This window comes from Acidimicrobiales bacterium (assembly GCA_022452035.1).
GTDB lineage: Bacteria > Actinomycetota > Acidimicrobiia > Acidimicrobiales > MedAcidi-G1 > UBA9410.
Window position 1 is genome coordinate 1 of record JAKURV010000060.1, and the last position, 2,559, is coordinate 2,559.

3 protein-coding genes are annotated in these 2,559 nt (G+C 61.4%); all 3 read left to right on the forward strand.

The window, feature by feature from the left end; translation table 11 throughout:
* Positions 1-124: 124 nt before the first annotated feature.
* Entirely contained in the window at positions 125-1,015 is an 891-nt protein-coding gene (locus MK181_10910; protein MCH2420307.1) for an ABC transporter permease, read from the forward strand.
* A 73-nt stretch (positions 1,016-1,088) separates the two neighbouring features.
* Positions 1,089-2,099 (forward strand): ABC transporter ATP-binding protein, encoded by a 1,011-nt coding sequence (locus MK181_10915; protein MCH2420308.1) that lies wholly within the window; start codon positions 1,089-1,091, stop codon positions 2,097-2,099.
* Positions 2,100-2,167: 68 nt separating this feature from the next.
* Positions 2,168-2,559: ATP-binding cassette domain-containing protein (locus tag MK181_10920; GenBank protein ID MCH2420309.1), on the forward strand; the 392-nt coding region annotated here is incomplete at its 3' end.

The window sequence follows — 2,559 nt, forward strand, 5'->3', positions numbered from 1 at the left end:
GACGCGGTCGTGCGGGACGACTTTCCTGTGGTACTTGGTTCGGTGGTGGTAATCGCCACAGGGTTTGTGGTTATCAATCTCACTGTGGATCTAATCTATTCGTACCTCGACCCAAGAGTTAGCCGTGACAGTTAAGAGTGGCACCGCTCTGGTGACAGAGGAGGGAACTGGTCCCAACGACGTCGTGCAGCGCCGACTTGGACCCGGATTCTGGATTCCTATTGGTTGGATCACACTCATGGTGGGAGTGGCCCTGCTTGCCCCGATCCTGCCGATCGCCGACCCGGAGGAGACTGGAGTGGGTGGCCGCCTCGATCCACCCAGCTGGGACAACTGGTTCGGTACCGACACCAACGGTCGGGACATGTTCGCCCGGACCATCTGGGGGGCCAGAGTCTCGCTGGTGGTCGGCTTCGTCGCGCTGGTGGTCGGCTTCGTGATCGGCGGAACGATCGGTGTGATAGCTGGATTTTTCAGGGGGCTCGTCGACAGGTTGAGCATGTCAGTGGTGTTCGTGTTGCTCTCTTTTCCCGGCCTCGCCCTCGCCCTGATGATCATTGGTCTGCTCGGCCAGAGCCTAGGTGTGGTCAGCATCGTCCTCAGCCTGGCGGTCGTCGCACCAGTGGCCCGTCTGGCCCGGGCAACGACTCTCTCCTTCGCTGAGCGTGACTTTGTGTCCGCCGCCCGGGTGCTCGGAGCGACCGACCGCCGGATCATGGCAAGGGAGATTCTGCCCAACGTCCTGATCCCTTTGAGCGCACTGTCGCTTCTCGGCCTAGGCCTAACCATTGTGGGCGAGGGCGGACTGGCCTACCTGGGCCTCTCGGTGGAGAACGGGTTCTCGTGGGGGAAGATGATTCAACTCGGCGCTGCTCCTCGGACACTCCGGACCGGCCCGTGGGTGGCATTCACCCCGATCGGGGCCATGTTCTTGACCGTTCTTTCGCTCAACTTCGCTGGCGACCGTTTGCGCGACTACTTCGATGTCCGCGAAGTCGGTATAAGTGGGCGTTGAAATGGCCGGCCCGTTACTGACAGTTGCCGACCTTAGGGTTGGTTTCCGCACTGAGCAGGGTGTTGTCCGGGCCGTGGACGGTGTGTCCTTCGACCTCGAGCCCGGCGAGTCGATCGGCATCGTGGGCGAGTCCGGCTCGGGGAAGACGGTCACCGCCAAGGCCCTCATGAACCTTCTGCCCTCCTACGCACAGATCGAAGGAACGGTCACTTTCGACGGACGAGATGTGTTTGCCATGGCTGCTAGAAGAGAGAAGCATTTCTGGGGGGTTGAGATGACCATGATCTTCCAAGACCCCATGACGTCCCTCAACCCGGTCAAGAAAATCGGCGAACAGATTGCCGAGTCCCTGCGAGTCCACCTATCTCGGGGGCGGCGGGAAGCTTTGGTTGAAGCCGGCGATTTGCTTGAGCAGGTCGGCATCCCTGAAGCCGGCAAGCGCCTCACCCAGTATCCGCATGAACTCTCAGGTGGGTTACGCCAACGGGTGGTGATCGCCATGGCTCTGGCCTGTGGACCCCGTCTGCTGATCGCCGATGAACCCACCACGGCGCTCGACGTCACAGTCCAGAAGCACATCCTCGACCTTCTAGACGACCTCCGCAGAGACCGCGGCATGTCCATGATCCTCATCACGCACGACCTTGGAGTGGTCAAGGGCCGGGCCGATGAGATCATGGTCATGTACGCCGGCCACACCGTGGAGGAGGCCCCCACAGACACCCTGTTTGCCGAGATGCGCCACCCCTATACCGAGGCGCTTTTGGAGACCATCCCCAAAATTGATACGCCTAGCCACACCCGACTGGTTCCTATCCCAGGACGGCCCCCTGAGGTGATCGAGATACTCGACGGGTGCCCGTTCGCTCCGCGATGCCGGTATTCGACCATCAGGTGTCTTACTGACAGACCGGGTCTCAGCTCTCAGGGGGCAGGTCACACGTGCGCCTGCCACGCCCCGGTCGGCACCCCGTTGGGCAGCGAGGCCCGGGCGGCCAACGAATCAGCTGGAATCACCGCGGCGGGCCTCGACATGGCCGAATTCAAGGTTCAGACTGGCGCAACTCTCGGAGTGGGTGACTAATGGCCGGCAGCGGCACAGAACAGTTACGCGATGCCGACGACATCGTCCTCCGGGTCGAACAACTCGTTATGGAGTTCCCCGCCGGACGCCACCAGGTGGTACACGCAGTGTCCGACCTCAGTTTTGATGTTCGACGCGGTGAGACACTTGGGATCGTCGGCGAATCCGGTTGCGGTAAATCCACTACGGCCCGGACTGTTGTTCAGCTCCCTCGCCCGACGTCCGGACGGGTAACGCTTCACCCGGGAACCGAACAAGAAGCGGAGTTGACAGCCCTGAAGGGTGAGGATCTGCGACGGGCGCGAACTCGCCTCCAGATGATTTTCCAGGACCCCATCTCGTCGCTGAATCCTCGTCGCAGAGTTCGCGATGTCGTCGCCGAAGGACTCAACGTTTGGTCCAAGGGCGATGACGCTGAGGAGATTCAAGCCAAGGTCGACGAGGTTCTTGAAGCTGTTGG